The sequence below is a fragment of the Moorena sp. SIO1G6 genome (assembly GCF_010672795.1).
Taxonomy (GTDB): domain Bacteria; phylum Cyanobacteriota; class Cyanobacteriia; order Cyanobacteriales; family Coleofasciculaceae; genus Moorena; species Moorena producens.
In genome coordinates this window covers 76,731-103,681 of the sequence record NZ_JAAHFZ010000023.1, presented here as the reverse complement: position 1 = coordinate 103,681, position 26,951 = coordinate 76,731, and the positions used below count along the sequence as shown (strand labels likewise).

The following is a 26,951-nucleotide window of genomic DNA, read 5'->3' as shown; positions in this document are numbered from 1 at the left end:
TTCGTGAGCTGAACTGAAATCTTAGTCTTGACGGGATTTCGGCTTAGATATTGCCATTTGGACACGAAGGTTTAAGGCCGGTCAAAGATCATGGAATCCCCGTCTTTTTAAAGCGGGGAGTGTCAAGTCCATCTCGGTGACCTGAACCTGCAATCCCAACTCACCCAGACGCTTCATGTTTGCTGCTATGTCTTCTGGCTTGGGAGGATTTTGAATACTAACGTGCATCTGAAAGCCAAGGAACGTAAATTAGTGTTATTTGTATTAATCATTAAATAACTATTCAGTTATCAATCTTCGATATCGCATCCCTGGAGCCTGAGACACTAATCCCATTAGTTCCAACTGTAACAAGGCACTGGATACTGAGCCTGCTTCTAAAGCTGCTTGCTGGACAATGATATCGAATGAGGTTGGTTCAAATGCGATCGCATCCAACACTTTTGCCAATTCTGGCTCTAAGGTCGGTACGGGTAAAGGTTTTTCTATAGCCGAGTGGGGGTCAAGTTCTGGAATAGCTCCCAGCATTTCCAACAAGTGACCTTCACTTAAAATTACATGGGCACCTCGATTTAACAGTCCCAAACAACCGATAGAATTGGGATTATCTAAGGAACCTGGTAGTGCATAGACATCCCGACAGAACTCATTGGCTAGCCTAGCAGTAATTAGCGCTCCGGACTTGTTAGGCGCTTCCATCACTAAAACTGCACGGCTTAAACCAGCAATAATCCGATTCCGTTGGGGAAAGTTGGAGCGTGCGGGTTTGGTACTGGCTGGATACTCGCTGATTACCAATCCCTGCTCTTGAATTTGTTTATAAAGATAACTATTGCTCAAGGGATATACCACATCAAGACCAGTTCCCAAAACTGCTATGGTTCTACCACCCGCTTCCAGACACCCACGATGGGCTTGTGTATCAATTCCCACTGCCATACCGGACACCACTGTAAAACCATGCTTAGCAAGGGTAGCACTGATTTTACGAGTCCAACGTTTACCGTATTCGGTGGGATTGCGGGTACCCACAATACCGACTATCGGCTTGCTACCGTAATTTTCTTGTAGATCAACTAGTCCGCTATAGTATAGCGTTGCGGGAGGACTAGGAATTTCTTGTAACAAGCGGGGATACTCCCCATCCGCTGGTGTCCAGAAACAAGGATTTTTGACCAAGTGTTGCTCAAGTAGCTGTTGCGGATTAGTTTGCCCACGCATTTTCACTACTCTTTCGATCAGCCGCACCCCGAACCCCTCAACTGCTCCTAACTCTGAAGCTGACGCTTTCCAAGCCTCTGCCAGAGTTCCAAACTGTTGGTGTAGCCGTTGGAGCAATACTGATCCGATACCGGGAACTTCTGACCATGCTAGCCAGTACGCACGTTCTTCTTGCTTGGTCAATCGCTTCGCTCCAATTATAAATTATCAAAAAAAAATCAAAAAATACCCCATCAATCCAATTATAAATTATCAAAAAAAAATCAAAAATACTCCATAAATTCAATTATAAATTATCAAAAAAATATAATTTTCTTAATTCTTAATTCTTAATTCTTAATTCTTAATTCTTAATTCTTAAACTGGATGCTGTCCATAAAACGGCAGTACTTCTGACCAGTTGGGGCGCTTTCCCTGTTGCCAATCGAGATAAGCAAGTTCCAAGACACCCCTAGCATAACTCCCTAAATTGGCCGGAGCCTCTAGCAATCGTAATGGTGTTTCTAAGGTATCCAAAACTTGTTTCCATTGATCTGAAGTCATGACAGCATCTGGTAAAATCTTCCTCAGCCCCAAACCAGCTATTGATGGCTGATAGATGGCGGTATACAGCTGACCCCGTTGGGCAGGCATTTGAATAGCAATCTGAGTGCTTAGTGATAAGTTTTGAGTGCTAATTGCTGATTGCTGATTGCTGATTGCTGATCCCGAGTTGTCTTGATACATAGCTCCCTCTTCCCCCTCTTTCCCCTCTTCCCCTAACCAGGCGATCGCTGCCAGTGTAGAAATGCCAAACAGGGGAATATCTAACTGTTGTGCTAGGGTACGAGCAGTAACTATACCGATACGGGTACTCGTAAAGCTACCTGGTCCAATAGCTACCGCAATGAATTCTAAGTTTTCCCAACTTTGGGAATTCAGAAATTCAGTCAAGTGCTGATGCAATTGGGCAGACAACTCTCGCCCTAAGTCCCAAGTTTGGCAGCGGGTATCCTTGGCAAAGTTACTGATCACCAGCCCCAGTTGAGGACTAGTGGTGTGAAGGGCAAGAGCATATTTGTTTGGTTCGAGAATCGGCATTTTGGTATGATTTTCGATTGGAGAAGCTTGATCAAGTATCCTCAAAGCCAAAAGGTTATCACTATCCATGGATCCTACCCTGACTCAAATTGGGACTCAGATGTCCAAACTGACTGGTGTCCGAGCGATTATGAAAGATATTATCGAAACCCTACGAGCTGGTCAGGGACAAGATTGGATTAATCTCAGTGCAGGGAATCCAGTGATTTTGCCAGAAGTCGAGCAACTTTGGCGCGATTGTACGGCACAACTGTTGGCTAGCTCAGACTACGGTGAGGTGATTTGCCGCTATGGGTCATCTCAAGGATACCAGCCTCTGATCGATGCGATCGCAAAGGATTTCAATCAACGCTACGGTCTTTCCCTAAGCGATCGCCATATCCTGATTACTCCCGGTTCTCAATCCATTTACTTCTACGCCGCTAACGTTTTTGGTGGCTACACCAGCAGCGGCCAACTCAAACAAGTTGTCTTGCCCCTTTCTCCAGAATACACTGGCTATGGAGGAGTAAGCTTGACTCCAGAAGCAGTATATGCATACAAACCTACTCTGGAAATTAATCACGAGCAACACCGCTTTAAGTATCGCCCTGATTTCAGCCAATTAAAGATTAGCCAAGAGACTGGCTGTGTAATTGTTTCCCGTCCCTGTAATCCCACTGGCAATGTTATCACCGATGAAGAAGTAATCAAAATTGCCGAAATAGCTACACCATTCAATGTGCCAGTGTTGATTGACGCAGCTTATGCTCCACCGTTTCCAGCACTGAACTTTACCGAAATGACACCAGTCTTTCGAGACAATATCATCCACTGTCTGAGTTTATCAAAAGCTGGACTACCAGGGGAACGGGTTGGTGTAGCCATTGGAAATCCCAAGCTAATTAGCATTTTGGAATCCTTCCAGACCAATCTTTGTATTCATTCGTCCCGCTATGGACAAGCTATTGCCGCAAAAGCGATCGCATCTGGATTACTCCCCGAGATTGCCACTAATGTGATTCGCCCCCACTACCAGAAAAAGTTTGTGACCCTTGAACTTACATTAGACAAATCTATGCCCAAAGACTTGCCTTGGTTCTTGCATCGGGGTGAAGGAGCTATCTTTGCTTGGTTGTGGTTACAGGATTTGCCAATTACCGACTGGGAACTGTACCAAAAGTTGAAGCAGGTGGGTGTGATTGTTGTGCCTGGGAGTACATTTTTCCCCGGCTTACGAGAAGACTGGTCTCACCAGCAACAGTGCATTCGCATCAGCCTTACCGCTACTGAAGAAGAAATTGAAATTGCCATGCAGCGTTTAGCAACATTGGTCGAGGAAGTCTATCGGATTGGGTCAGGTTAGTGTTTCCGTTGGAGATAGTGTTTCCGTTGGAGATGTTGTGATCATCTAACAGCGTTCCATAGTACTTGTTCGGTGAGTACTTATTAAGTAATATTCAAACTATATTAACAGATGGAACAGCAGCAGCTAGCACAAGTGTTGGAAACTGGCGATCTAGGGGAGTTGCTAGGCATTATTAACCAGCCTAACTTGCTCACCACCCTTGACTCTACACAGATGTGTAGGATTATCAAAGGACTTGGGCAAGTAGTGGAACAACAAACTGCTCAGTTAACTCAGGTCAATCAGCAATTACAACCGGAAATCACCAACCGTAAGCAGGTTCAGGAGAAATGGCTTCTGGGTGATCAGCAATTGGAATACCAATTTCAAAAACAGACAACAGAATTGTCCGAAGCTAATCATCAGCTGCGACAAGCAAAAGAGCAACTAGAGGCAGTTTTGGATGCTGTACCGGGAGCGGTGTCTTGGATTAGTGCTGATGGTCGATATCTTGGGGTGAACCGACATCTGGCTCAGAGCCTGCAATTACCTCCAGAGACTTTTGTCGGTAAAGAGTTGGGCTTTCTGGAGAGCAGCCCTCAGTTTGTTGGCTTTATGGGTGAGTTTCTCGCCTGTCGGGACTCAGGAGCTTCCCAGGTGGTCGAGCTGAAAGTGAAAAATTCTTCGAGATATTATCTAATTGCCGCTCAGAAGTACCAGCAAGGTGCTGCAGCCGTGTGTGTAGGGATTGATATCACCGAGCATAAACAGGCAGAATTAGCTCTACAACAGCTCAACCAAGAACTAGAACTCAGAGTCGAACAACGGACTTCTGACCTACGGTTCGTCAATGAACAACTTCGCAAAAGTGAGGAACAATTTCGCCTGATTTTTGAACTCTCTCCCATGGGTATGGCAATTACCAGCACTGATGACTCCGTGCTAAAGGTTAATCAAGCCTGTTGTGACACGGTTGGTTACACAGCCGAGGAACTGGGGCAGAAAAAGGCTACAGATATTATCCATCCCGATGATTTGACAATTAACCTTACCCCGAATCAAGACTTGTGGCCAGGAAGAACATCCCACTTTCAGATGGAAAATCGCTTACTCTCCAAAGATGGTAGAGTGATCCATGTTTTGACCAAGAAAGCAGTTTTAGTCAGGGATTCTCAAGGTAAGCCCCGAAAATTTTTTTATCAAATTGTAGATATCACCGAACGCAAGCAAGCAGAAAATCAGGTGAGAGCCTCTCTAACCGAAAAAGAGGTTTTGCTCAAAGAAATTCATCACCGGGTCAAAAATAACCTGCAAATTATTTCTAGCCTACTCCGACTACAGTCAAGGAAAGTTGAAGATCCACAAGCATTAAGTTTGTTCAAAGATTCCCAGCATCGGGTTCAATCTATGGCTCTGATTCACCAGCAGCTGTATCAATCGCCAAATTTAGCCCAGATTAATTTCGGAAAATACATTCAAACCTTAACCAATAACTTGTTCCGTTCCTACGGCATTAACCCACAGACAATCGCCCTCAATATCGAAGTTACCACAGCTCCCTTGACCATTGATGTAGCTATTCCCTGTGGGCTAATCATCAATGAATTGGTGTCTAATTCACTCAAATATGCCTTTCCTGAAAATCAAGAGGGTAAGATGGAAATCAGTCTAAGTTCAGATCAACAGGGTCAGCTAATCCTGAAGGTAAGTGATAATGGTATTGGTTTACCGGACAATTTAGACTTTCAATCCACTAAATCCCTTGGTTTGAGTATTGTTCGTAACTTGACTGCACAACTGGGGGGTAACATCATCCTTGACTGTAGCCAAGGCACTAGATTAGAAATAAAGTTTCCCCATTCACTGGATCTCTAGGGCAAGTCGAGCATGACCAAGAAAAAAATCCTAGTTGTTGAAGATGAAACCCTTGTGGCTATGGATATCAAGAATAGCCTCAAACTCCTAGGGTACATGGTTCCTGCTGTGGCTGTATCTGGAGAAGAAGCAGTTATAAAAGCTGAGGAAATTCAACCGGATTTAATCCTGATGGATATTCGTCTGAAAGGGGAAATAGATGGAGTGACTGCTGCCAGACTGATTAGGACAAAATGGAATATCCCAGTGGTCTATTTGACGGCCTATAGTGATGATATCACCCTAGAAAGAGCTAAGATAACCCAACCGTTTGGTTACCTCCTGAAACCATTTGAGGAAGAAGAACTGCGAGTTACCATTGAAATTGCCCTTTCTCGCTTCCAAGCAGAAACAAAAATCCGTCAAGCACTAGTAATAGAACAGGAGCTTAGAGAACAAAAATCTAGCTTTGTCTCTATTGTTTCCCACGAATGTCGTACACCTCTGAGTAAAGTTCTCCTAGCTACTGAATTGTTAGAACGTTATAGCAAAGATTTGGTCAAGGATAAACATCGCAAGTATTTTGAGCAAATTAAAGGCTCTATCCAAGATATGATCCAACTCTTGGATGAAATCCTCTTTATTGAAAAAGCAGAAGGAAACAAGCTAAATTTTCACCCAACTCCAATTAACCTAGTAGAATTATGCTCTGATTTGATAGAGCAGATGCAGTTGGCTACCGAGGGGAGCCATAGGATTATTTTGACTTCTCAAGGTAATATTCCTGATGCCTATATGGATACCCAACTCCTCAGATATATTTTCAATAACTTGCTATCCAATGGGATTAAGTATTCTCCTGAAGGGGGAACGGTAGAGTTTCAGTTAACCGTGGAAGGTAACTGGGCAATTTTTAAAATTAAAGACTCGGGAATTGGTATTCCCGAACAAGAGCTTTCCCAGCTGTTTGAACCTTTCCAGCGAGCTAGCAATGTTGGGGATATTCCTGGTACAGGTCTAGGATTATCGATTGTTAAAAAGAGTGTAGAGCAGCACCGTGGTCAAATTTTGGTAGATAGCCAGGTTGGTGTCGGTACTGTGTTTACCGTTAGACTACCCCTGTCCAGTCAGGATTGGGAGTAAGCTGGTCTTCCTTTGAATGCCATGGTTATGACAGCAGGGAAGCTTCGGGTGCAGGGGAGCTTCTGGAGCAGGGGCAGACTTGATATAACTTTATAATGCAATTTGTGCATTTAATTTATGCATTTTTTTAATTAAAATCATTATTAAGTAACAAAATATACAAAATTTTAGCAATACTTTAAATTAATTTATCAACATCAAGAGTAGTGACATCAGAGGCTCTGGACAAAACTTATCGCAATAGAGCAATAGGCAACGAGGGAACAGCTATGACCAGCGCAGCTAAGCCAGCCGCCAAAAAACTGAACAAATTTGAAAAATTCAAGGCAAAGAAAGATGGTCTTGCCATTAAGGAACAAATAGAAGAGTTTGCCAGAATTGGCTGGGAAGCAATAGATCCAGATGACCTACAGCATCGGCTGAAGTGGATGGGTGTCTTTTATAGACCTGTTACTCCAGGCAAGTTCATGCTAAGGATGCGGACACCCAACGGGATTGTCAACAGCACTCAGATGCAGGTACTAGCTGAGATAGTCCAGCGTTATGGTGAAGATGGTAGTGCTGATATTACAACTCGCCAAAACATCCAGTTGCGAGGTATCCGCATTGAAGACATGCCTGATATTTTCCGCAGGTTCGAGCAAGTTGGCTTAACTAGCGTCCAATCTGGTATGGACAATGTCCGCAATATTACTGGTTCTCCCATGGCGGGGATAGATCGCGATGAATTAATTGACACTCGGGATCTTGTCCAAAAAGTACAGGACATGATCACTAATAACAGCCAAGGGAATTATGAGTTTACTAACTTGCCCCGTAAATTCAATATTGCGATTGAAGGGGGTCGGGATAACTCAGTCCATGCTGAAATTAATGATATTGCCTTCGTGCCTGCCTACAAAGATGGAGAACTAGGCTTTAATGTAGTCGTAGGTGGCTTTTTCTCCGCCAGTCGTTGTGAAGCTGCTGTTCCCCTCAATGCTTGGGTACTGCCTAATGATGATGTAGTTGACTTGTGTCGTGCTATCCTAGAAGTATATCGGGATAAAGGCTCGCGGGCGAATCGGCAAAAATCCCGGATGATGTGGTTGATTGATGAGTTGGGGATTGACAAGTTCCGGGAGGAAGTCAGTAAGCAGTTTGGTAGAGAACTCCCTACGGCTGCTCCTGACGATGAAATAGATTGGGAAAAGCGAGACCATATCGGTGTCTTTGCCCAAAAGCAACCAGGTCTGAATTATGTGGGTTTACACGTCCCGGTTGGTAGGCTTTATGCTCAGCAGATGTTTGATATGGCACGGATGGCTGAGGCTTATGGCAGTGGCGAAATCCGCCTCACAGTTGAGCAGAATGTGATTATTCCGAATATTCCGGATGCTAATCTCGACGCTTTCTTAGCTGAACCCCTCTTGCAGAAATTTACCCTTGAGCCCAAACCCCTAGAACGGCTTCTAGTATCTTGCACAGGAGCACAGTTCTGCAATTTTGCTCTGATTGAAACCAAAAATCGTGCCTTGGCAATAGTTCGGGAACTGGAAGAAAAGTTAGACATACCAAACCCCGTGCGGATTCATTGGACAGGTTGTCCCAACTCTTGTGGTCAACCCCAAGTAGCTGATATTGGTTTGATGGGAACCAAGGTGCGTAAAGACGGTAAGTCTGTTGAAGGAGTCAATATTTACATGGGTGGCAAAGTCGGGAAAGATGCTAAACTGGGCGAGTGTGTGCTCAAAAGTGTGGCTTGTGATGACTTACCAGAGGTCTTGGGTAATATACTGATCGAGAATTTTGGAGCAAAATCCCACTAGGTTAGTTCTGAGTCGGAGTTGCTAATAGTGAATAGAAAACCTTAGCAAAGGTTATCAAGCATGTATAAAGCGCTCAAGACTAAACTAAAACTCAATAACTATCAAAAAACCTTGATGGCACAACATGCTGGGTACTCTCGATGGGTATACAACTGGGGCTTGGCAATATGGCAGGAAGCCTCTCAACAAGGATTGAAACCCTCAGTGAGTACAATCAGAAAATTGTTTACCCACCACGTTAAACCTAACTACCCTTGGATGAGTCAACTATCATCCAAAGTGTACCAGTACGCCTTAATTAACTTAGGCTCAGCTTACAAATGCTTTTTCCAAGGACTAGGGAAATATCCCAGATTCAAAAAAAAGGGTAGACACGATAGCTTCACCATAGATAATTCGGGAAAACCGATAAAATTTTCAGGATGCAAGCACAAACTACCCAAGTTGGGATGGGTAAGAACTTATGAACCATTGCCAGATTTAGAAACAAAAAAAATCACTATATCTCGTCAAGCTGACGGCTGGTATCTGAGCTTTCATTATCAGTATCAACCACAACCAACACATAAACAAATCGATGTGGTTGGGGTAGATGTGGGAATAAAAGAATTAGCCACCCTTAGTACAGGGAAGGTTTTCACTGGTTCATTACCCTACCGCCAAGCTAAAAAGCGACTAGCTAGATTACACCGTGATTTGTCGAGAAAGACAAAAGGTTCCAAGAACTGGCACAAGTCAGTAAACCGATTAGCATTACAGCATCAAAGAGTTGCCAACATTCGCAAAGACACATTGGAAAAACTCACAACTTACTTAGCCAAAAACCACGGCACGGTGGTAATTGAGGATTTAAATGTATCGGGAATGATGGCTAATCATAAGCTGGCTAGTTCGATCGCTGACCAAGGATTCTATGAATTCAAAAGACAACTTGAGTATAAGTGTCAGTGGTATGGTGCCAAATTGGTAAAGGTGGATAGGTTCTATCCATCATCTCAGCTTTGTTCAAGTTGCGGGCATCGTCAGAAGATGCCGTTGGCAATCAGGACGTATAACTGTAGTGAATGTGGTCTAATCCTGGACAGGGATTTGAACGCAGCGATAAATCTGAAAAACGCCGTGGGCTCTACGGTGTCTGCCTGTGGACGGGGTGCTGCCGACAGTCCCGAAAGAAGCAGGAAATAAACAGCATTAACTAGCATTAGCTAGGTTTGTATCAGTTTTATGGAGCAGCAGCGCCGCAAGTTTCTCAAATACATCGGGTATGCCACAGTAGGATGTGGTTTTAGTGCCTGTAGCTCAAATAATCTATTCGATTTCCCAAAACGCGATCGCTCCTCTGAGCCAACTCAAGGACCTCCAGCTAACTTTGGTAAGTTAGAGAAAACTAACCTCACCATTGGCTTTGTTCCTGTAACTGACTGTGCTCCTTTAATCATTGCCAAAGAAAAGGGTTTTTTTCAGCGTTATGGTCTGAATGTGGGTCTTAAAAAATATCCTGACTGGTCAGCGGTTCACAAAGACTTACTATCATGGGGTATAGATGCCTGCGTTGCCTTGTTTGGATTGCCAATACTAACCAATTTTGGTTCACCCAAGGCACCAGTGATATCTCTAATGATGCTCAATCGCAATGGTGCTGGGATCACCTTTTCCAAAAAAGCTTGGCAAGGTGCTATTCGTGCTTCAACGGAGTACTATAATTTCCAAGATTTTGCCTACTCCTACAGGAAATACATTAAAAAATTAGCCGAGCCCCTCAAGCTAGGGATAGACTTGACCAACTCCATGGCAAACTATACCCTTCTCTACTGGCTATCAGCTATAGAGATTAATCCCGATAAACAGATTAAGTTAATCGAGTTTCCACCATCTCAAATGGTATACAAACTCCAAGCTGGGATAGTAGATGGCTACTGTTTAGATGAGCCCTGGAACCAAAGAGCAGTTGTAGACCAGTCTGGATTTACGGTTTATGTCAATCGGGATATTTGGAAAGGTCATCCAGGAAAAATACTCGCAACCATGGGACCTTGGGCAGAAAAACATCCCACAACCGCCCGAGCCTTGGTAGCGGCTGTTTTGGAAGCTTGTCAGTATTGTGACCAACTAGAAAATCGCCAGTCAATTGCTCAGATTATATCTAGGAGCAAATACATCGACACTAAGGTAAATTATATAGAAGGTTCTTTACTGGGCAACTATAATTATGGTGGCTTTGACCAGAAAGACCGATTTGAAGCAATCCCTGATTTTAATTTATTTCACTTCCAAGATACAGACTATCTGAAAAAGCCCAATCATGCTAATTATCCTTGGCGCTCCCATGGTGTTTGGTTGCTAACCCAAATGATTCGCTGGCGTCATATTAACCGACGTCAATATCCTAAGGATGCGGATAAAATTATCGACCGGATTTATCCAGTGAAAATTTATGAAGAGGTTGCCAAGGCGTTGAAAATCGATCTACCTAGTGAGCGTATGAGGGTTGAACCTGCTGATGTGTTTGTGGATCAAAGAGCATTTGATCCTAGTCAGCCAGTTAATTACCTCAATGGTTTCGATATCCGAGCTGATCGTTCTCAGCTGTTTGCTGGTGTGAATTAAGCATTCAGCTATTAGCTATCCGTCAACTAAGATCTAACCATGGACCAAGGAAAAAAGCCTACCTAAAAAAGCACACCAAAATAAGCAAACCTAGAGACTTTATCTATAGAAAGTCTCTACACTTCTTATGCGCCCAAGTCTTGCATCACATTAGCTGATTCAGAATGCCATACAGCTATAAGCAATAATCAGCCTTCAGCTGCTTCACTAATCCGCCTTGCTTATAGTCATTTCAAATAAGAATGGAACACTTTTTCGGATAAAACCATTTCATAGCAATAAATAGTTGTCTCAATCTAAATTGAAATGACTATAACTCAGGAATGATATTAAGTATAGTTCGGTCAGTGGTCAGTAGTCAATTACCCATTACCCATTATCCTCAATTAATCACACAATTGCCCAACACCGCAATTTTATTACCTTGATGTAACTATTGAATATTAATTATGCATTTAATTCAATCAATAAAATGATTTGTAACAAATCATACGAAACTTCTGTTTCAGGGGTGTCACTATTAGTACCTGAACAATAGTATTAAGTTAACCTCAGAAAATTAGTATCTATGGGCGATTACTGTAGCAATGAATTCCGAAAGAATTACCCTAAAACAATAAGCTATAGTATTCAAACTAATAGGTAACTTTAATCAGTCAGCAAGTTGATGGCAACCGATCAGCTGGATTGTTTTGAAAGGGATTCTTTGGAGTAGTTTTTGGAGGAGACTAAATTAACCCAAACGCTCAGCTGTAATGGCTAATGCTGTTGGTGCGTGAATCTTCTGTTTTCGTAGTTTGTTTGAGTAGAGGAAAGGTATATAGATGCTCGCAGAAATGTGGTCCTTTCGTGGTAGGTATAAAATCCTCCACATGACCTGGTTTGCTTTCTTCCTGTCATTTGTAGTGTGGTTCAACTTAGCGCCCCTAGCAACACAGGTGAAATCAGACTTCGGTCTCGAAGTAGGTCAAATCCGAACCATCGCAATTTGTAACGTTGCCCTGACAGTGCCTGCCCGTATCATCATCGGGATGCTGTTAGATAAATACGGACCAAGAATCACCTACTCCCTTTTGCTGATTTATGCAGCAATACCTTGTATTGCTTTTGCCTCGGCACAGAACTTTAGTCAACTGGTGATTAGCCGCTTGGCACTGAGTATCGTAGGTGCAGGTTTTGTGATTGGCATCCGGATGACGGCAGAATGGTTCCCTCCCAAAGAAATTGGTTTAGCCGAAGGTATTTACGGGGGCTGGGGTAACTTTGGTTCTGCAGCAGCAGCCTTTACCCTACCTACCATTGCCGCATTTTTAGCCTTTGGCAGTCCAGGTCTGAACTGGCGCTTTTCCATTGCTGGGACCGGGATTATCGCTGCTCTGTATGGTGTCCTCTATTATTTTAACGTCCAAGATACTCCCCCAGGCAAAGTTTATCAGAAGCCCAAAAGCGCCAGAGGAATGGAAGTCACCACCAAAAAAGACTTTTGGTTTCTGATGGTGATGAATGCTCCTCTATCCATCATTCTTGGTGTCCTGGCTTGGCGCTTGAATAAAGTAGGCTTTTTCGAGCAAAATGTTCTCTACATCGTTTGGGCTGGTCTACTTGGGTTGTATTTGTTCCAAGCTTACAACTGCTGGGCAGTTAACAAAGATTTGTTAGCAGGTCGTAAGCGCTATCCTCCTGAAGACCGCTTCAATTTTTCTCAAGTTGCCATTCTAGAGTTGACCTACGTTGTTAACTTCGGCTCTGAATTAGCTGTAGTTTCTATGCTCCCTGCTTTCTTTGAAGGCACCTTCGGACTGAGCAAACAAGCAGCCGGGATGATTGCTGCTAGCTACGCCTTCATGAACTTGATGTCCCGTCCTGGTGGGGGTTTAATCTCTGATAAACTGGGTAGCCGCAAGATGACCATGGCAGTTCTAACATTCTGTATGGGTATTGGCTATCTGATCTTCAGTACGGTGAAAGGAGGCTGGTGGCTTCCTGGTGCGGTACTGCTGACCATGGCTTGTTCCTTCTTTGTGCAAGCTGGAGAAGGCTCTACCTTTGCCATCGTACCTCTGGTGAAGCGACGGATCACCGGTCAGGTGGCTGGTAACGTAGGTGCTTACGGAAACGTGGGTGCTGTCGCTTACCTGACTATCTTCAGTTTATTGCCAGCAGGAGATGTGGGTAACCGCATATTCTTCCAGATGTTGGGTGTTACAGCTTTGATTGTTGCCTTCCTGTGCTTCCTAGTCTTAAAAGAACCTAAGGGTTCCTTTGCTGACCTCCATGAAGGGGAAGAACAATACGCTACTGCTGCTAGCCCTGCTGCCAGTATGGGAGCTGGAGACGTGATGAACTAGTTACTTGGTGGGTCTAGTTGAACGCACTCTACACTAGATGGCTCAAAAATATCTAGATAGAAGTGGGGCAATCTTAATCAAGATTGCCCCAAAACTTACAAGGTGTGCTTTCAGCATCTAATTATTAAATTCGCCACGGGTCGCACCTGCGAAATAATCGCTTCTTAAACAAGGAAAAAAATAGTCAGCCTTTAGCTATCAGCTCTTCAAGACTGAGCAAGATTTGGAATTAACAGAAATTTTCCCAAAAGCCTCTGGAAGTATGTGATTGCTCCTGCAAAAGCCTCAAAACGGTAACTAATTTAGCTAACTAGTTGATTAACTAATGTATGATTAATTTTAGATAAACGTTTGTTATAAATAGCTAATAGTTGATATAAGAATTATTAATCATCAATCAATTTAAAAACTATTTAATATAGTTACAAACTATAAAAATAGTGAAAAAAAAAAATTGGGGGAAAACATCATGACTGACTCAGCTAAGACACTCTGTCCCTACTGTGGGGTGGGCTGTGGTCTGGAAGTATTGCCTCCAGCTGGTTCTGGTCGTGCTACCTATCGAGATAGCCAAGGCAATCCGATTTGGAAAGTCAGAGGCGATCGCTCTCATCCCTCAAACCAGGGTATGGTTTGTGTCAAAGGTGCCACGGTTAGCGAGTCTTTGGATAAAGACCGCCTCAAGTATCCCATGATGCGGGATTCCCTAGACCAACCATTTCAGCGAGTCAGTTGGGATGAAGCCCTAGACCGAGTAGTGAATCGGATTCAGACAGTCCGCTTCACCCAAGGACCAGAAGCAATTTGTATGTACGGTTCCGGTCAGTTCCAAACCGAAGACTACTATATTGCCCAGAAATTGCTCAAAGGTTGTCTCGGTACTAATAACTTTGATGCTAATTCCCGCCTGTGTATGTCCTCAGCTGTAGCTGGATACATCCAAAGTTTTGGTTCCGATGGTCCTCCCTGCTGCTATGACGATTTAGAATTAACTGACTGTGCCTTTTTGATTGGGACTAATACAGCAGACTGTCACCCCATTGTATTTAACCGTCTACGTAAGCATCACAAAAAGCATCGTCATGTTAAAATGATAGTGGTAGATCCTCGCCGCACGTCTACTGCTAAGCTGGCTGATTTACATCTAGCGATTAAACCGGGTACTGACATTGATTTACTCAATGGTATGGCTCACTTACTATTGCGCTGGGGTAAACTGGACACGGAATTTATTGAGGAGTGTACCAGCGACTTCTCCGCATACGCTCAGGTAATTATCAACTACCCACCGGATATCGTTGCCGAAAGATGTGGTATACCGGTGCATGAACTTGAGGAAGCCGCTCGCTACTGGGCAAAATCAAAGCGTGTCCTGTCTTTGTGGTCAATGGGGGTTAACCAATCCTCAGAAGGTACCGCTAAAGTCCGCACCATCATCAATCTGCACCTGATGACAGGCAACATTGGTAAACCAGGAACAGGACCATTTTCTCTAACTGGTCAACCTAATGCTATGGGAGGACGAGAAGCTGGGGGACTGGCTCACATCTTACCGGGTTATCGGGTAGTAAAGAATCCCCAACACCGTAGTGAGGTGGAACAGTTATGGAAACTCAAGCCAGGGACAATTTCTCCTAATCCTGGTCTTGATGCTTGGAGCATGATCAAAGGTTTAGAAACAGGAGAAGTCGGTTTTTTGTGGATTGCTGCCACTAACCCAGCTGTGAGTATGCCCGATATTGAACGAACTAAGGCAGCCCTAAGAAAATCCTCTTTCACTGTCTATCAAGATGCCTACTACCCCACTGAAACCGCTGCTTATGCTCATGTCTTGCTGCCAGCAGCCCAGTGGAGTGAAAAAACTGGCGCTATGACTAACTCTGAGCGAGTTGTCACCCTTTGCCCCCAATTCCGTAATCCACCAGGGGAAGCCAGACCGGATTGGGAAATCTTTGCGGAAGTAGGGCGTCGCCTAGGCTTTACTAAAGAATTTGACTTTACTGACTCTGCTGCTGTCTATGGGGAATTTGTCCAACTGAGCCGTGGACGACTTTGTGACATGACCGGACTTAGTCACGAACGCTTACGGAAAGACGGTCCGATTCAATGGCCTTGCCCTGAGGAGTTACAAAACCAAGAGTCTTCTAAGTCACTCAGCACTGAGAAATCATCACTCAATAGTGGCAAACGGCTTTATACTGACTTCCGATTCAATACGCCCGATAGCAAGGCAAAATTTGCTGCCTTCCATTCTAAAGGACTGGCAGAACCCCCGTCGGACGAGTATCCGTTGGTGCTGACCAGTGGCAGACTTTATGGTCACTGGCACACCCAAACCCGCACCGGACGGATTGAGAAAATCACCAAAATGTACCCCTATCCGTTACTAGAAATTCATCCCCGTGATGCCCAGAAGCTGGGGATTAAAGATGGGGATTGGGTAGAAGTGCGATCGCGTCGCGGAACTTGCCGCTTCCCAGCTCAAGTCACTAAAGCTATTACTCCTGGTACAGTGTTTGCTCCCATGCACTGGGGAGCTTTGTGGGCAAATCAGGCAGAAGCTAATGCTCTGACCCATCCCGAATCTTGTCCCATTTCCCTGGAACCAGAATTAAAAGCCTGTGCTGTCAACTTGGTGCCCATCAGTGAAACTGACAGTATGCGATCGCAAAATCCCGACCAAGAGCCAATAGGAACACCAATTCTAGAGAAGCTCAAAGTTTTGAGGTAATTGTTAACCTACCGGAACCCTATCCGGCGAACAACTTTCAACTTTCAACTTTCAACTTTCAACCTTCAACCTTGGCCAAAAGGCCACCCTACGCGAACAACCTTCAATTGCGCTCTCCGAGAGTTTCCCAAAGACCTGCCTCACCAAGGGTGATTGGAGTCTGGGTTTGTGTCTGGGCAAAATTTGAAATAGACATAAACGGCACTAACCCCATCACCAAGGAGCACAAAACTATCAGCATAGTCATCCTGACTGGATGCTGCCACTGTGTAGTTACAACATGAGACTGGGTTGTGCTGCTAAGCTCTTGCATGCTCATGACTAAAACCTCAAAATAGATGTGTACGAATATATGGATAGTTCACTGCTTCCTGTCAGGATGCAGTGCATTGTTCGTCTTCATGCCAAGTTGCAGGGACAGTCGGCAACTTGGTATTTGTTTATACACCGAAATCCTTTACATTTTGAATCATACAAACATTTTGGTAAAAAGTAGCTATATTTACCAAATAAAAACACAAAAAGTAACACTAGTTACAGATTTTCATTAATTTTTGTGAAAAAGAGTAAATTATGAAGTTTATAGGCATAGATCTTGGCTGGACTTCTGGAGCGACTGGAAGTTCCTGCTAAAAGGGAAAAGACTGATCAACTCTCAGGGCACGCCCTATGGCAAAATAGTAATCGTCGAGAAAAATCAACCATAACAATTAAGTAATCCCAGTGAGTCCTACTGCCCAAGCGCCCAAGACTACTCGCCGCCTAGTGTTTCCTTTCACTGCCATTGTCGGTCAAGAAGAAATGAAACTGGCATTGCTCCTAAATGTGATCGATCCCAAAATTGGGGGAGTAATGATCATGGGCGATCGCGGCACAGGCAAATCTACTACCATTCGTGCCTTAGCTGATTTATTACCAGAAATCGATGTAGTTGCTGAAGACCCCTTTAACAGTGACCCATTGGATCCTGACTGGATGGGCAATGGTAATGGAGCATCTGCATCCAGGACTTCGGTCAAGAAAAAAGTTCCCATGATAGATTTACCCTTAGGGGCAACTGAAGACCGGGTTTGTGGTACAATCGATATAGAAAAAGCATTATCTGAAGGTGTCAAAGCTTTTGAACCAGGACTTCTGGCTAAAGCTAATCGAGGCATCCTCTATGTAGATGAGGTTAACCTGCTGGATGACCACCTAGTGGATGTACTCCTAGACTCCGCTGCTAGTGGTTGGAATACTGTAGAACGGGAAGGCATATCCATTCGCCACCCTGCTCGCTTTGTGTTAGTAGGTTCTGGTAACCCGGAAGAAGGAGAATTACGACCCCAGTTACTAGACCGCTTTGGGATGCACGCAGAAATCCGTACGGTCAAAGAACCAGTGCTGCGAGTCAAAATTGTGGAAGAACGGGGATATTTTGACCAAAATCCTCACAAATATATTGAACAGCACCAATCTGAGCAAGAAGTATTACAGAAACAGATAGTAATGGCTCAAGAGCGACTTGCTGAAGTAGAAATGGACTACGACTTTCGGGTCAAGATTTCAGAAGTTTGCTCAGAACTGGATGTGGATGGGCTCAGGGGTGATATTGTGACTAATCGGGCGGCTAAGGCCCTGGCTGCATTTGAAGGACGAACTGAAGTTACCGTGGATGATATCCGCCGGGTGATTACCTTATGTTTACGACACCGCTTGCGTAAAGACCCCCTGGAGTCGATTGATTCAGGATATAAGGTGCAGAAATCCTTTAACCGTGTTTTTGGGGTTGAAGCAGCTGAAGAAGATTGATTTACTGTAGTGCAATACCTTTCTTAAATAATTAATTTTCTTTCTTGCATAAATAGTTAACTCAAGGCGGATAAGTAATAGAGAGCAATCCTAATTAGATTAGCAATCCTGATTCCCATTCAATAGGATTGCTATAATGGCTTGCTTTAAAAAAGATTGACTATTCTGACAGATGGATGAAAAATCCATCTGCTGTCAATTGTGCTCTTTCTAATCGTAAGTATTCAGCGTTTAGCGTTTAGCTTTCAGCTACTCCTAATCAGGATAATCCGAAAAACGGAGATTTGTCAAGAAAAACTTATCTATTGGCCACTTTCAGCCAAATTATTAAGTTTTGCTTGATTCCAAAGCTGACTGGATAAGTGCCTTCGTGTAACGTGGGCGTAGCGCGATTGACCGTAGGTCACGCTACGCCCACGCTAAATACTTACGTTTGCTACTTACCTTTGCTTTTACCCGTGAGGTAACTATGAAACGAATAGCGACTAGCTTTAGCTGGTTCCTAGCGACACTACACTTCACCGGAACTATCAGTGCTCTTTCGGTGCAGGCACAAGTCAGTAGGCCAATGTCTAACAATATTGGCTCCAATGCTCTTACTCAAACTATTGCTCAATCACCAGCTGTTAATCCCCCCAACTTTGGACAAGCCCTGGACAATAACCAAGTAGTAGAAGCAGTACCTTTAATTGAACAAACTTGGGAAAAACAATATCAGAATCACCTAGGCATCAATTTTCCTGACCAATCCATCACTGTGGAGGAAATTGCTGATACTCTTGGCAAAATCACCAATCAAACTGGTCAAAAGCCTGGTCTTATCTATATGGTTCCGCGACCCCAGCAACTAGAGCTGGTATTAATTACACCAGAAGGTAAGCCCATTCACAAGCGTGTCTCCGCAGCCAATAAGGAAGCTCTGTTGAGCCTAGTGCAAGAGTTTATCCAAACTATTACTCATCCTATTCGTAGACACACTAAAGATTATCTACCAGTAGCTCAGCAACTCTATCAGTGGATGATTGAGCCATTGGAACCATACCTTAAAACTCAAGGTATCGATAATCTAATTTTTTGCCTAGGTGGAGGGTTACGCCACCTGCCCTTTGCTGCCTTACATGATGGCCAAGAGTTTCTGGTCGAAAAGTATAGCTTAGCCCTGATTCCGGCCTTCAAATTAACAGATACCGTTTATAGTGATCTGAAAAATTCCGATGTTTTGGCTATGGGGGCATCAGAATTTAATGAACACAATTCCTTACCTGCTGTGCCGGTAGAGTTATCTGTTATCACCCAATATCCCTGGCAAGGAAAATCTTTCCTCAATAAAGATTTTACCCTAACTAATCTACAGTGGCAACTGGGATATCATAAGAATTTTCAAATCCTGCACCTGGCAACTCATTCAGACTTCCAGGCGGGAAAACCAAACAAGTCTTATATTCAGTTTTGGAATAGTAAACTGACTTTATATACATTCGCTGAATTACGTTGGCACTCACCAGCGGTAGAATTATTGGTGCTGAGTGCTTGTCAAACTGCCATCGGGGATAAAGAAGCTGAGCTAGGCTTTGCGGGATTAGCAGTTCGCGCCAATGTCAAGTCAGCAGTCGCTAGTTTATGGTATGTCAGCGATGGTGGAACCTTAGTGCTGATGAGTGAATTTTATCGGTCTCTTAAAACTGTACCAATTAAGGCTGAAGCCTTGCGACAAGCTCAGATTGGGATGTTGAAACAAAAGGTAAGTTTGGCTAGTGTTACTGATCGACCAAATGTATCCTTGCCTCCAGAATTAGCATCTCTCAACTACGAAGATTTATCCCATCCCTATTATTGGGCGGCTTTTACAGTAGTTGGTAATCCTTGGTAAAACCCTGCTCTTCTTTAAGCCATCAGCCATCAGCTATCAGCTATCAGCTATCAGCTGAGCACTGACAACTAACCACTGACTGCTGACTGCTGACCGCTGATGGCTAACGCTACTACAACCAATTCCCTACCATAATATAAGGAGCCCAGTAATAAGGATGTTCATAGTTTGGGTCTTGTAAAATTGATTTTTGGGCGCGATTGAGGGCTTCAGCTTTTGAGATTGATTTGTCAGTAAGTTCCTGGTAAAATCGATTCATTAACACAGCTGTGGCTTCATCATCCACTAGCCAAATAGTAGCAAGAGTACTACGTGCTCCTGCTTCTATCGCTACACCAGCTATACCCAGAGCCGCTCTCTTGTCCCCAGTTGCTGTTTGGCATGCACTCAGCACCAGTAATTCGATCGGAGTGGATTGGCGTAGGTCTGTTGTTTGCAGTAAGTCCTTCAACTCATTAACATTTATCTTACTATCCCAGGTCAGAATGAACGTCTTCTCAGCTTCAGAGCTAAATTCACCATGGGAGGCGATGTGTACTACTGGGAAAGGAGCTGCTTCAACAGAATTTTCAAAGTTGGTTTCAGTAAAGTCCTGATTGAGTAAGATTTCACTAGGAACTTGAGCCTTAATTTTCTCTAGCTCTACTTCTACAAATGGCAAAGGATTATATCCCTGACGGGATTCAGATAACCCAGCCGTTAGGACTTTGATATCTTCCCTGACTAAGCGCTGGGGATTCATTAAATCTAGTCCAGGGGTTAGCGCTATACTATACTTCTCGACTAAATACTGCTTACCGTCGTGAAGTGCTGCCATCGGAATATTGCGCAAGGCTCCATCAAGAACAAATACTAGGGTGTCTACTTGAGAGTTAGCTAAATCCTCTTCAATCGGTCGGATTATCCAATTGTATACCTGCTGCGACATTGGGAAAAATTTCCGTCGATGAAGCTGGGGTAGGAAGTGACGCAGGTCTTCCAGAGTAGATTCAATTTGGTCTTGGGGAAGCTCTGTTCTATAGTGGCGCAGTGGTTGTTGGGGTAAGCGGATAATAATATCCACGCTTTCTGGTAGTATGATAGGATAAATTAATGCTGCTTTAGTATCAACTTGGTCGATGACTTGATCAATCACTACAGGAGTAGCATTTAAGCAGGCTGAGCGAAAATAGTTATCTAGTTCGGCTAACTGTAGTGACTCAATGATCTCACGAGCTTTTTCCAAGTTGTCGGGATTGGCTTCATTCCTGTCTGATTGCAGCAGTAATTGCACGAATTCTCGATAAACTGGCTCTACACTCTCTCGAAATGTAAACCTGACCTGTTGGTTAACAGCTACTAGGTCACTGCGTAGAGACTTGAGGGTGTTAACAGCTTCTGTGTAAGCTGCGATCGCATTTTCCTCTTCTCCAAGCCCTGTCGAAATACGTCCCAGTTGCCATTGCCAGCGATAGCTAATATCCGGAGCATTGATTTCCTGAGCTAACTTTAAGGCTTGTTGAGTCAGGTCTTGAGACTCTGGCAACTGCTGATTTTGCTCATACAGTTGACCTAGAGTACCAATAGCATAAGCTTCAGCTCGCTTATCTCCCAATCCTTTAGCCTGTTGTGCCGCAGTAGCTAGGATTTTAGCAATTTCATAAGAAGGAGCTACCGCCATCTTAACCGAAGGCTGAAGTCTCTTGGCTGAAATCTCAACATTTCCTTCATCCTTAATACTTTTAACTTCATCCTTCATTAGGCTTTGAGCAAAATTAATCCTCAGATAGATACTGCGGCGGCTCAGAGGTAAGGATTCTAGTTGGGGCAGGATTTGAGGGATTAGTGCTTGGGCTTGCTTTATCCTTTTAGTATCAATCAATAAGCTAAGTTGATTTAATTGGGCTTCAAGCTTAGTGATTGGATCCGTAGACTCATTGAATGCTTGTTGATAGTAGTCAATAGCTTCGTCTAATTCTTGCTGAGCCTGCGCTGTATCCCCTGAGCTAAGCTGAGCCCGGGCTGTATTGCCTAAACTAAATAGTGTAGCGCTAATTTCCTCAGACGATGATAAGCTTCGGGCAATCTGTAAGCTTTTTTCTAAGGTTTGCCGGGATTGGCTCAGCTGTCCTACTAATTGACGCATATTCCCAAGCGATCGCAACAATATCGCTTTATTCAAAGAGTCAGGTTGAGCAATTAACGATTCCTCGACCTGATTGAGTAGATTCAACGCCCGCTTATACATCCCTAAGTCTTGTAAGGCTTGGGCTATATTAATCTGACTGCGAATCTCACCAGCTTCATCCCCTAATTCACCATAAGTTACTGCAGCTTGCTCCCAACTTTCCATTGCTGCTTTTGCTTCTGATGAACCAAGCTCAATACTTCCTTTTATCATTAGGGATTGCGCCAGCACTTGTAAGTATGCTGTCGAATCGGGGGATTTTATAGAGCGCAATAGTTTTTCACTATTAGCGATCGCATTCTTGGCTTGAGTCCATAACCCCAGTTGCTGATAAGCCAACGAGAGATTACTCAACACCATCGCTTCTGAGAGTTGATCTCCCTGAGCCTGATTAGTCTTAAGAGCTTGTTCTAAAACATCTACTGCTTCGGCAAATCTACCTGAATCGTAAAGACCTTTCCCCTGTTTAAGTAACCTGGAAACTGTCAGGTTAGCCTGTTCAAGGTTCTTAGGTTGTTCGCGTAGCGTGGCCGAAAGGCCAAAGTTAGCAGGTTGAAAGTTAGCAGGTTTTTCCCGTAGCGTGGCCGAAAGGTCAAGATTAGCAGCTTTAAGGTGATCAGGTTTAAGGTTAGTAGCTTTAAGAGCAATATCCCCTTCAACCTTCAACCTTTCCACTTTCAAAGTTTGTGGGACTGTCGCTAAAACCGGAGGGACTAAATTGCACAGTAACGCTGTTAATATAGCAATTAGAGGTAACCTTATCCACCGCCTTATCCTCAACCCTAAGGATTTTCGATTTACTCTCGCTAGACTACCATAATATATCCTTTTTTTGACCATGATTCATTTTCTCCCTTGCTGCACCTCATCACTATGAAAAACGCTATCTTAATTAGAATGTAGAATTTAGAATTTAGAATTTTAATTTTTATGTTCAAAATGGTCTAAAAATCACCGAAAAGTAGAAGCCATCTTCCTGTAACGTTCTATCCCTAGTTTCAACATCCACTAACTGCAAGCCCCAGCCGATATTAGCCTCCAGTAAATCTCCTTGCTGCCATCGCAAACCTAGACCAAGGGATGCGATCGTGTTATCATCAATATCATCGTCTCTATTCCAGCCAGTACCAAAATCAAGAAAAGGAGTCAACTGCACTAGAGTTCCGCTATCATTCTGAATAATTGGCAGACGCAGCTCCGCAGAAATAAACGCACCATTGTCGGATAGAATCAGATCCTGGCGATAGCCCCGTACACTCTGTAAACCCCCAATCCCTATCTGTTCTAATGGTACCAAGCCTCGGTCTGCTAGTTGCACATCCCCTCGGATTAATAATATAGTATTTGGTGCCAGTAGCCTTACCCATTGCCCTTGACCACGCCAAGCGAAGAAATTGCTATCGGGTCCACCCCTGTTAATCGTAGTATCTCCTGAACTAATCCCGATACTTAACTGGGAACGAGCTGCTAACACTTGTTGCTCACTGCGCTTAGTCCACTCTTGGAATAACCGGATGGCATTAATCCGCGTACGCCCTTCATCATCAGCTCCTGCTGATAAAGCAAAGGGTCTATTCAAGATAGATGTTTCACTTTCCTGGCGTGAGCCGGTTATACCAATAGCTACTTCTTCGGTAGGGGTTTGGAATACAGGCTGGCGCAGGGTTATCTCATAAAACCGTGATTCTGAGTCAATATCTATCCTATCAAAAGGAGGCTCAATTACTTCACTAGCTGTTGTCCCATAGGCGAAGCGCAGAGTACCATTACGGGGATTAATCGGTAAGGTGTAGCTGACATCAAAGGTATCACTACCATCGGTGTTGGTGTAGTTGAATTCTAAAGCATCTCCCAATCCCAGTAAATTGCCTTCTCGAATTTGGGGACGACGCCGAAAGCTTCCTACACTGGGAGAGCGCCCATTATCTATTACTATTTGGGTGCTAAAAGTATCGGCTTCAGTTACTGTTACTTCTAGCAAACTCTCCCCAGGCTCCACCCCCGCTGACAATTCAGCTGAGATGTTGGCAATTAGAGGGTCGAGTCGCAGCATTTGTAAGCCGTTCAGTAAGCGCCTTACATTCAGAGGCTTCTTGGTAGCGATCGCAAGACGGCTTTTGATGTAATTAGGATTAAGCCGACTCAGACCCTTGACAATAATATCTTCTAATTCCCCTTCGATAATCTCAACGGTAACTACCCCATCTTCAAGTTCTTGAGGTGGGATATAGGCTCCAGAGTTAACGTATCCTTCCTGATCATATAACTTGGTGATCTCAGACCGGAGTTTAAATAATCTTGGCAAGGAGATGGGTTGATTGAGGAAAGGATCGGTAATTTCCGCTAATTTTTCCTGGCTGAATACCGTTGAGCCAATAATATTAAAGCGTTTAATGACGATTCGTCTTGGAATATCCTCCAGAATTTCGTCCGGTAGATCAGGGCTAGGGGTAGATGGGTCAAGAAGTTCATCCACAGGAGGAAGTTTCTGGGGAGGTTGGGGTTCTGGCGCTGGTTCCAGAGAGGGAGGTTTAGGAGCCCGAGGTGTAGGATCCGGGAAAGGGATTCGCCGCCGCTCCTCCGGTAGCTCTATACCCGGACGTAGGTTTGGAGGTAGGGCTTGACTAATTTTTGCTGGGGCTGGAGGACTCGGGAGCTGGTTAATACCCATGGCGTTGAAATTTGTTACAGTGTCGCTCCCTAAAACCTGATTATCCCCTTTGTTCAATTTCTCTGGAATTGGCACTGGTTCCTGTGGCAATGAATCCTTTACGAAGACCAGACTCTGATCATTAACAACAGCCCCAGCTTCTAAAGGTTTCAGGATTAGGTTACTAACGACTGCTAATACACCCAAGGTTAACAGAGATGAACTTTTTACTACTGCAACAAATCTAAACATTACTTACCATATCGTAACGGTTTTTCTTAGGTAAGAACTATTAATTAGTTTTCCTGGTGCTAGAGTGACAAACAACAGGAACAGTAGTCAAGAGCAAGGCAAGAAATTGACAACTAATGTAATAGATCTGTCAATCTATCAGTGTATATAGCGATAAGTTTTGCGTTGGCTGAATTTGACAAGTAACAAGTAAGTAGATCTATGAGTCATCTAGGGATAACTTTTGCGTCCTGTTTGAGTTGAACGCTTTGCCAACAACATTAAACCAACTACAGTAAACTTGGCCGCAGTTGTCTACTTGCCAAATTTAAACCTACCCGTTCCCGTAGCCTGGCCTTTAGGCCAAGGAACACCAAAAGCCATTAATTTTAAAGTTTTAACCTTCAAGTTAACACCTTGTTTTTAAATTCTTAAGCTACGCAAACAAGCAGCTTCCAGCTGAAATGACCCCAAGCTAATGGCGTTGCTGATTCTGGGTATGGTTTCGCCCCCCTAGCCCCCCAATTTTGCGGTGCGACCCGTGGCGAATTTAATTCGCCGACGGAAAGCGCACCGGTGGGGAAACAAAACTCTCAAAGTCCCCCAGAATTGGGGGATTTAGGGGGCTTTAATAAAACCAGATTATCGCGCATTCATTCCTTAATTCAGCAACGCTAAGCTAATACCCATCCTGCAATTAACTAAAAACTTTAGTGAGAATTTCGACAGAAGGGTCAACTTCCAGCCACACCGTAGCTCCACAATCCTTGGGACAATTGGGTTGATAGACTAACCGAGATGGACCCTTGATTTCTACATAATGACCGTAGGTGTTGCGGTTACCTTGTTTGACAGTGAGCACAGGGTTGTAGGTGTTGTTCTTTTTATTTTGCTTAATCACGTTCTGGTTGACGTGGATGTAACTCGCCACCTTTTGGAAACCTCTTCTCCAGGTTCCCTTGGGTCCACGGCGACCAGGACTGACCCTAGGCAAGCCGTTAAATAGGGGAATTTGCCAAAATCTGCCTACTTTTTGAGCGCCCTTAATTCTACCATTTTTCAGAAGTTGGCGAACTCGTTGGACGCAAATCCCTAGAAGAAAAGCTGCTTGGGTAGTTCCGACTATCTTGGTTTGTTGGTTCATTTTTTGTTCCCCTTTACTATCGCGCTAATCTTATATTTAAGATAACACATAGTTCCTAGACTGTGTTGCTTTTTAACAAAAATTTATAATTTATCTAGCGCTAACTTTTTATAAGTGCTAAGGGATGTTTGATTTGATTAAGTGGGTAGGTTTATAATAGCGCTATACTTTGGTGAAATTTATCTAGCGCTATTTTTTGGAGTCTTAAGGGATGTTTAGGTTAATTAAGTTACCAGTTTATAATAGCGCTATACTTTAGTCAAGTTTATCTAGCGCTATTTTTTTTAACCGATTCCCGATTCCCGACTCCCGATTCCCGACTCCCGATTCCCCCAATACTTTGTTACAAAAATTTGCAAAATATGTTATAATCAAAGTTTTTGTATGTTATAATAGAATCATCTGACGTGAAAACGTTAAGAGCCAGCCTGAAGTTTTGCGAAGGCCGAAGGCTGGCTCTAGACCCCCAGTTAAGGAGATACCTTAAATTATGACCTACTCTGAACGCCTATACCCGTGGGCAATCATCCGCCTATTGCCGAGGATGCAACGGGTGGTTGTTGGTCGGTACCGGAACCGGTCTGATGCGGAGGGGCACTTAAAGGCTCTTAAACGCTTGATGCCTGATGGTAAATTTGTGATTATTTTTGATTTGCCTGAACCTATGAATCAAGAAGCTGAGGGGAGTGAGGAGTAAGATTTAGAAGTTGCTCAACTTAGCTCAATTGACATCCAGTCACCCTACGTGATGGTTGGGACTAACCGCTATGGGATCGGCGTTCGCGCAGCGTGGCCTTTGGCCTCAGCCGCGCCAAAGGCGATCGCTATCATCACTAATTGTTGAAATTACCAACAGTAAAGGATTTTAACCCCTTGTTGCTATTGCTAGCACTATCATGATTATCCCAAATTGTTGGAATTTTCGATAACTATAGAAATTGCTCATGCTAACGCGATGCTCGGTACGAGCCGCTACGCG

Annotated in this window: 18 protein-coding genes; 12 read left to right on the top strand and 6 right to left on the bottom strand. The window is 43.8% G+C overall.

All coding sequences use genetic code 11. From position 1 onward, the window contains the following. Nucleotides 1–81: 81 nt before the first annotated feature. The 3 genes from F6K63_RS21495 to tsaB all read right to left on the bottom strand — a co-directional run bounded on the left by F6K63_RS21495 (nucleotide 82) and on the right by tsaB (nucleotide 2,370). Nucleotides 82–228 carry an endo-1,4-beta-xylanase gene (locus F6K63_RS21495; RefSeq protein ID WP_008189043.1) on the bottom strand — a complete coding sequence of 49 codons (147 nt, stop codon included), beginning with the start codon at nucleotides 226–228 and terminating at the stop codon, nucleotides 82–84. Nucleotides 229–279: 51 nt separating this feature from the next. Continuing rightward, a complete protein-coding gene (gene dprA / locus F6K63_RS21490) occupies nucleotides 280–1,404 on the bottom strand; it encodes a DNA-processing protein DprA (RefSeq protein WP_287313080.1) in 1,125 nt (374 codons plus the stop codon). 174 nt (nucleotides 1,405–1,578) lie between these two features. After that, nucleotides 1,579–2,370, bottom strand: coding sequence for a tRNA (adenosine(37)-N6)-threonylcarbamoyltransferase complex dimerization subunit type 1 TsaB (tsaB, locus tag F6K63_RS21485; RefSeq protein WP_008189047.1), 792 nt, complete (start codon nucleotides 2,368–2,370; stop codon nucleotides 1,579–1,581). On the opposite strand from tsaB, the gene F6K63_RS21480 reads away from it, so the two are divergent. From F6K63_RS21480 to F6K63_RS21430, 11 genes are all read left to right on the top strand, one after another. Then, on the top strand, nucleotides 2,369–3,646 hold the full coding sequence (locus F6K63_RS21480) for a valine--pyruvate transaminase (protein WP_287313079.1): 1,278 nt from the start codon (nucleotides 2,369–2,371) through the stop codon (nucleotides 3,644–3,646). The two genes, tsaB and F6K63_RS21480, sit on opposite strands and share 2 nt — an antisense overlap. Nucleotides 3,647–3,757: 111 nt before the next feature. Next, nucleotides 3,758–5,503 (top strand): histidine kinase dimerization/phosphoacceptor domain -containing protein, encoded by a 1,746-nt coding sequence (locus F6K63_RS21475; protein ID WP_008189051.1) that lies wholly within the window; start codon nucleotides 3,758–3,760, stop codon nucleotides 5,501–5,503. 12 nt (nucleotides 5,504–5,515) lie between these two features. Next, nucleotides 5,516–6,625 (top strand): hybrid sensor histidine kinase/response regulator, encoded by a 1,110-nt coding sequence (locus tag F6K63_RS21470; protein ID WP_287313078.1) that lies wholly within the window; start codon nucleotides 5,516–5,518, stop codon nucleotides 6,623–6,625. A 269-nt stretch (nucleotides 6,626–6,894) separates the two neighbouring features. Further along, entirely contained in the window at nucleotides 6,895–8,433 is a 1,539-nt protein-coding gene (locus tag F6K63_RS21465) for a ferredoxin--nitrite reductase (RefSeq protein ID WP_287313077.1), read from the top strand. A 60-nt stretch (nucleotides 8,434–8,493) separates the two neighbouring features. Then, the gene (locus F6K63_RS21460; RefSeq protein WP_271969936.1) at nucleotides 8,494–9,618 is read left to right on the top strand and encodes an RNA-guided endonuclease InsQ/TnpB family protein; all 1,125 of its coding nucleotides are present in this window, start codon (nucleotides 8,494–8,496) and stop codon (nucleotides 9,616–9,618) included. 39 nt (nucleotides 9,619–9,657) lie between these two features. Further along, entirely contained in the window at nucleotides 9,658–11,040 is a 1,383-nt protein-coding gene (locus F6K63_RS21455; RefSeq protein ID WP_287313076.1) for an ABC transporter substrate-binding protein, read from the top strand. An 824-nt stretch (nucleotides 11,041–11,864) separates the two neighbouring features. Beyond that, nucleotides 11,865–13,388, top strand: a complete 1,524-nt coding sequence (locus F6K63_RS21450; protein ID WP_044495048.1) for an MFS transporter — start codon at nucleotides 11,865–11,867, stop codon at nucleotides 13,386–13,388. Between the two features lie 469 nt (nucleotides 13,389–13,857). Beyond that, on the top strand, nucleotides 13,858–16,119 hold the full coding sequence (locus tag F6K63_RS21445) for a molybdopterin oxidoreductase family protein (RefSeq protein ID WP_008189061.1): 2,262 nt from the start codon (nucleotides 13,858–13,860) through the stop codon (nucleotides 16,117–16,119). 71 nt (nucleotides 16,120–16,190) lie between these two features. Next, nucleotides 16,191–16,403, top strand: coding sequence for a hypothetical protein (locus tag F6K63_RS21440; protein WP_143764239.1), 213 nt, complete (start codon nucleotides 16,191–16,193; stop codon nucleotides 16,401–16,403). Nucleotides 16,404–16,842: 439 nt separating this feature from the next. Continuing rightward, the gene (bchI, locus tag F6K63_RS21435; protein WP_008189063.1) at nucleotides 16,843–17,910 is read left to right on the top strand and encodes a magnesium chelatase ATPase subunit I; all 1,068 of its coding nucleotides are present in this window, start codon (nucleotides 16,843–16,845) and stop codon (nucleotides 17,908–17,910) included. Between the two features lie 469 nt (nucleotides 17,911–18,379). Further along, nucleotides 18,380–19,780, top strand: coding sequence for a CHAT domain-containing protein (locus F6K63_RS21430; protein ID WP_044495050.1), 1,401 nt, complete (start codon nucleotides 18,380–18,382; stop codon nucleotides 19,778–19,780). Between the two features lie 112 nt (nucleotides 19,781–19,892). Here F6K63_RS21430 and F6K63_RS21425 read toward each other — a convergent pair whose 3' ends face one another. The 3 genes from F6K63_RS21425 to F6K63_RS21415 form a co-directional block, all read right to left on the bottom strand. Then, the gene (locus F6K63_RS21425) at nucleotides 19,893–22,622 is read right to left on the bottom strand and encodes a CHAT domain-containing protein (RefSeq protein WP_287313081.1); all 2,730 of its coding nucleotides are present in this window, start codon (nucleotides 22,620–22,622) and stop codon (nucleotides 19,893–19,895) included. A 259-nt stretch (nucleotides 22,623–22,881) separates the two neighbouring features. Continuing rightward, nucleotides 22,882–24,849, bottom strand: a complete 1,968-nt coding sequence (locus F6K63_RS21420) for a ShlB/FhaC/HecB family hemolysin secretion/activation protein (protein WP_287313075.1) — start codon at nucleotides 24,847–24,849, stop codon at nucleotides 22,882–22,884. 676 nt (nucleotides 24,850–25,525) lie between these two features. Beyond that, entirely contained in the window at nucleotides 25,526–25,972 is a 447-nt protein-coding gene (locus F6K63_RS21415; protein ID WP_008189067.1) for a helix-turn-helix domain-containing protein, read from the bottom strand. 490 nt (nucleotides 25,973–26,462) lie between these two features. On the opposite strand from F6K63_RS21415, the gene F6K63_RS21410 reads away from it, so the two are divergent. Continuing rightward, the gene (locus F6K63_RS21410; RefSeq protein WP_008189068.1) at nucleotides 26,463–26,669 is read left to right on the top strand and encodes an SPOR domain-containing protein; all 207 of its coding nucleotides are present in this window, start codon (nucleotides 26,463–26,465) and stop codon (nucleotides 26,667–26,669) included. The last annotated feature ends 282 nt before the right edge of the window (nucleotides 26,670–26,951 follow it).